Origin of the sequence: Streptomyces sparsogenes (assembly GCF_001704635.1) — a bacterium.
GTDB lineage: Bacteria > Actinomycetota > Actinomycetes > Streptomycetales > Streptomycetaceae > Streptomyces > Streptomyces sparsogenes.
Genome location: NZ_MAXF01000243.1, coordinates 1 through 4,628 on the forward strand (window position 1 = coordinate 1; position 4,628 = coordinate 4,628).

The 4,628-nt window shown below is 71.5% G+C and carries 5 protein-coding genes; 2 read left to right on the plus strand and 3 right to left on the minus strand.

Going from position 1 to position 4,628, the window contains the following annotated elements:
* Nucleotides 1–187: 187 nt before the first annotated feature.
* Together BBH68_RS44195 and BBH68_RS44200 are read right to left on the minus strand one after the other, a co-directional pair.
* Complete coding sequence (locus tag BBH68_RS44195; protein ID WP_065968192.1) at nucleotides 188–631, minus strand: hypothetical protein; 444 nt, start codon at nucleotides 629–631, stop codon at nucleotides 188–190.
* A gap of 181 nt (nucleotides 632–812) precedes the next feature.
* Nucleotides 813–938, minus strand: a complete 126-nt coding sequence (locus BBH68_RS44200; RefSeq protein ID WP_281182516.1) for a hypothetical protein — start codon at nucleotides 936–938, stop codon at nucleotides 813–815.
* Nucleotides 939–1,644: 706 nt separating this feature from the next.
* Here BBH68_RS44200 and vph point away from each other — a divergent pair.
* Nucleotides 1,645–2,508, plus strand: a complete 864-nt coding sequence (vph, locus tag BBH68_RS38630; protein WP_065968193.1) for a viomycin phosphotransferase — start codon at nucleotides 1,645–1,647, stop codon at nucleotides 2,506–2,508.
* A gap of 61 nt (nucleotides 2,509–2,569) precedes the next feature.
* Here the strand turns inward: vph and BBH68_RS38635 are convergent, their stop codons facing one another.
* On the minus strand, nucleotides 2,570–3,535 hold the full coding sequence (locus BBH68_RS38635) for a winged helix-turn-helix domain-containing protein (protein WP_065968194.1): 966 nt from the start codon (nucleotides 3,533–3,535) through the stop codon (nucleotides 2,570–2,572).
* Nucleotides 3,536–3,620: 85 nt separating this feature from the next.
* On the opposite strand from BBH68_RS38635, the gene BBH68_RS38640 reads away from it, so the two are divergent.
* Complete coding sequence (locus BBH68_RS38640) at nucleotides 3,621–4,535, plus strand: alpha/beta hydrolase family protein (protein ID WP_245738486.1); 915 nt, start codon at nucleotides 3,621–3,623, stop codon at nucleotides 4,533–4,535.
* The last annotated feature ends 93 nt before the right edge of the window (nucleotides 4,536–4,628 follow it).

Consider the following 4,628-nt stretch of genomic DNA (forward strand, 5'->3'; position numbering starts at 1 on the left):
GCCATGCCGATGATCGCGACATCCGTCTCGGCTGCCTGGACCTCGTGGCTGCTCACTGGCCCTGTCTCCCCTTTTCGTGGGCCCGTTCCGGTCCGGACGGGCAGGTGGCGGCATTGGTCGGTACGGGCCCTCGGCCCCTTGGCGCTGCGGCAGGCGGGTCCGGGTGGTCAGCCCGGCCCGGGGCGGCTCACGGGGCCGTCCTCGGCGATCCGACCGGCGCGGTCGGGTCCGGGGTGCGGGCGCTCCGGGCGGCGAAGGCGGCCGTGAGCGTCGGGGACGGCATCCGGGTGCCCGCGTTCCATTCGGCCGGCGGGCGCCGGACCTCGGCGGCGGGCCCCCGGACATGGCGGCGCCCGCCGAGCGGCCCGGCCACGCGGCACCGGTCGGGCGTCAGCGGGAGGTGGAGGACGGGGCCGTCGTTGTCCCCGTGTTCGGCGGCGGGTGTCAGGCCCGAGCGGAAGAGGTCGTACCCCCGGCACCGGATGTGCATCTCGCCCATCGATAATTCCCGTCGGCGCCGTGGTACGGCGCCGACGACGGCCGCGCGTTCCTCGGCGAAGAGATAAATGTCCGCGGCGTCGTCGAATTCCTCCGCGGACTTCACGTCGGCGGGAAGTATCTCCTCGGTCACTGTTCCCCCGGGCCCCGTTCTCCGTCCGCTTGCCAGGCGTTCAGCGATAAGCGCTCGTCGCGTGCCCGTGCGGCGATGGCGAAGTCCCCGATCCGCTCGGTCTTCTCCGCCATCGTGTCGTCACCGGCCCCTTCGAGATGGCCACGAGCCAGTCGCAGGTCTCGTTTTATCGGTTGTGGGCTCACACAGGTGGCGCCGCGGCCAGCCGGCGGCTGTGCGGGCGCATATCGGTCCAGTTATCCTCGATGAAGGCGAGGCAGCCAGTGTCGCGACAGATGTCATCGTTTTCTTTGAAGGGAATGGACATACCACCCCTCACCTGGAGAGACCTGAGCCATCGTGACGTTTCCTGTAAGCCGCCCCCAAGATCGCCACCTTGGTTTGCCGATGCCAAGAGTCAGTAACCAGTAGGGGGACAATCACGGAGATGCCGCCTCCGGCCCATGCGGCCTGAGGCTTCCCCGTCTCGCTCCCCTAATCCGAATCGAGAGCTTAGGTTGACTTGATCACGGCCGTCAACCGCCTCCCGAGGGCCGCGTAGCTCGATTCCTCGCCCCGGAGCCACCGCGCAACAGTCGATCCCTACCCGGGGAAAGAGGGAAACGGAGGTTGACCATGTTGCCATCAGCCCTGATCGGCCAAGCTTTTCGATCGCAACCGGACTCTCGTGGCGTTGCCCACGCTCGTGTCGATGGCCCCACGGACCGGGTGACGAACAACTCGGCACCCGGGCTACTTGAGTCACCTATCCGCCATCGGCAGTTTCATCGGCGGAATTGACGGCGCCTTCAAAGTTGAAGAATTGACGGGACACGCACTGAGCCGCGTGATCCACTTCTCCGGAGGGGCCCCTGAGATCTTGACCACAGTCGCTCGGTCCGAGCCCTGGCGCAGCCGCTGGCAGCGCGTGGACTGGGCACACCTGAAGCCATCCAGGCACCCACCCGGCCGGGAGGAGCATTCGACTCCCCCCCACGGCCTCCGACCCGACGAAGGACCCAAAGGTCACACTCGTGAGCATCCGTACGACGCATCGCGCTCTGCTGAGCCGCCTGCTGCCCGATGACAAACCGGACGACCTCGCAGTACGCCAGGGGCAATTCCACACCGTGGTCATGGGCTCAGACCGCGTCGTATGCCTGCCTCGCACCCCGGCAGCGGCCGCTCGGTTACCGGAGCGGATGGCCGCACTACACGCCCTCGCCGGCCTCGACCTCGGCTTCCGCACTCCTGAGCCACTGCTCCAGGGCGGCGCCCACGGCACCGACGAGGCGCCGTTCCTCGTACTCGGTCGCATTCCCGGGGAACCGCTGGAGACCGGCGCCCTCAGCGATGCCGAAGTGGCCGACACCGTGGCGGCGCAGTACGCCACGCTGCTGTCCGCTCTGGCCCGTGCCGGCAGCGACGAGACGGTACGAGCCGTTCTTCCTCGGGCACCACAAGGCCGGTGGCGGCGGTTCGCGGAGAACGTGCGCGCGGAGCTGTTCCAGCTCATGTCCGACGGCGGGCGCCTACGGGCCGAGCGGGAACTCACAGCACTCGACGACCTTCCCCACGTCACCCGAGCGGTGGTGCATGGCGACCTCGGTGCGGAAAACGTCCTGTGGGTGTGGAAGCACGGCCTGCCGCACCTGTCCGGAGTACTCGACTGGGACGATGTCGCACTCAGCGACCCGGCCGAGGATCTCGCAGCCATCGGCGCGAGTTACGGCCGGGAAACGCTGGAGCGGGTGCTCGCCCTGGGCAGCTGGTCAACCCACGGACTCCATACCCGTATCGCCGCGATCCGCGGCACATTCGCCCTGCAGCAGGCCCTCTCCGCAATCCGCGACGGCGACCAGGAAGAACTCGCGGACGGCCTGGCAGGCTACCGCTGAGGCACATCACCACATCCGCTTCGTCGAGCACTCCAGGGCAACAGCGATCCGGCGAACCTGTTCAGTAGAGCGACGCGCCCGCGACCAGCGTGCCGAGGGCCGTGCGCTGGTGGGTGACCGAGCGGCCTGTGCGGGTCGTCGTCGCCATGCCCGCCGATCTGAGCGCCGCCGCGTGGGAGGAGGCCGTCGCGTTGCTGACGTGGAGGGCGCGGGCCAGGGATGTCGTGGTGTGGGGCTCGGCGAGGAGGCGCAGCGCGTCGAGCCGGGTGCGGCCCAGGACGGCGGCCAGGGCCTCGGCGGGCACGGCCGGGCGCCCCGCGGTGGGCGGGAGCCCGGGACCGGCCGGGTACGTCAGGATTGCGGGGCGGCCCGGGAGGTCCTGGAGAAGCGGGCCCGCCGGGTGGTGGAAAGTGGGCAGCAGGACCAGGCCGCGCCCGTCGAGGCGGACCTCGCGGGCCGGCGCCGCGCCGGGCCATTCCCACACGGCCTCGTGGAGCCGGCTGCCCGGGGCCAGGCCGGTCAGCGTGGCGGCCACGCCGTGCTCGGCGACAGCCAGAGCGTAGCGGGTGAACTCCTCGCGGTGCAGATCCTGTACGACGGGCCAGACCGGGGCGAGGACCGTCTCGTACGCGGCCTGCTGGGCGCGGTGCAGGGTGCGCCAGGCCGTCTCGTCGCCCGCGTGCAGGCTGCGGATCCAGCGAGGGGCGGGCACCGCCCCGTAGACCCGCTCCAGCTCGGAGCGGACGTGGCCGGGGCTGGTGGCGCGGATCTGTGCGAAGCCGTCGGCCATGGTGTCGCCGAGGACGTCGAGGAAGGAGGGCGGGCGGCCCGCCGGAACCAGGTCGGCGAGCGGGTCGGTGGCGGCCGGGAGGGAGCGCAGGACACGGGCGCGCCACGGTGCGAACAGTGGCCCGCCCCGCCGGGCCACGGCTGTCGTCAGGGCGGCGTGCAGCTCCTGGAGCGGCGCCGGGCGGGTGGCGAGGCGGACCCGGGCGAAGTCCTGCGCCGTGAAGTGGATTCGCAGCACTCTCACAACTCCTCGTCCCGGACCAGCCTTTCGGCCAGGGCCTGAACCTTCGCATCGTGACGGCCCCCGCCCCAAGGATGTCCGTATGACGTCACGACGCGCTCTTCTGAAAGGCACCCTATGCGGGAGTGCCGCCGCCCTGCTGCCCACGGCGGCATCCGCCTCCAGTGGCGGCCCCGTCCTCCGGCTGCCCGCGCCCGGCGGCCCGTACCCGGTGGGCATGCGGACGGTCCATCTGACGGATCCGGCCCGTAGCGACCCGTGGGTGGGCGGCGTGCGGGAGGTCATGCTGACCGTCCTGTATCCGGCCCGATCGGTACGCGGCCGCTCCCGGGCCCCGCAGCTCACCCCGGACGAGGCCGCGGTGTTCGCCGAGTACGCGCCGCACGTCCATCCGGGACTGCCGGGGCCGGGGACGGTGGACTGGGGCGCGGTCCTCACCCACGGGTACGTGGGCGCACCGCCGCTGCCCGGGCGGCGGCCGGTGCTGGTGTACTCCCCCGGTGGCGGCGACTCGCGCACGCTCGGCACAACCCTCGCCGAGGACCTGGCGAGCCACGGCCGAGTGGTCGTCCTCGTCGACCACCCCGGTGACGCCTCTCAGGTGGAACTGCCGACCGGGATGCGGACGACCGTCCTGACCGGACCGCCGGACCCGGCGACCTTCCGCACGATGGTGGACACCCGGATCGCGGACCTCCGCCTGGTCCTTGACCGGCTCGGCGACCTGCCGCTCGCCCCGGTCATGGACCCCTGCCGGATCGGGTTGTACGGACACTCCGCAGGCGGCACGGCGGCGGTGTACACGGCCCGTGGCGACCGCGGGGTCGGCGCGGTGGCGAACCTCGAGGGCTATCTCGACCTGTATCCGACGCCGGGCGGCTTCGACCCGCCGCTGCTGCTGTTCCGCACCGGCGGATTCGAGGGCGCCGCCCGTATCGAGTCCTCGTGGGCGAGCCTTCCCGGCCACCGCGCGCTGCTCGCCGACGCGAACCACTGAGCGTTCACCGACTACGGCTCGCTCGTCGCGCGGCTCCAGACCGCCGGACTCGTGACGGCGACGGCGCGGGCCGCGCTCATCGGCACCGCCGAC

What these genes read in the sequence shown, in the direction of transcription:
- BBH68_RS44200 (WP_281182516.1), bottom strand. Translation starts at nt 938, where the DNA reads ATGTCCATTCCCTTCAAAGAAAACGATGACATCTGTCGCGACACTGGC.
- BBH68_RS38640 (WP_245738486.1), top strand. Translation starts at nt 3,621, where the DNA reads ATGACGTCACGACGCGCTCTTCTGAAAGGCACCCTATGCGGGAGTGCC.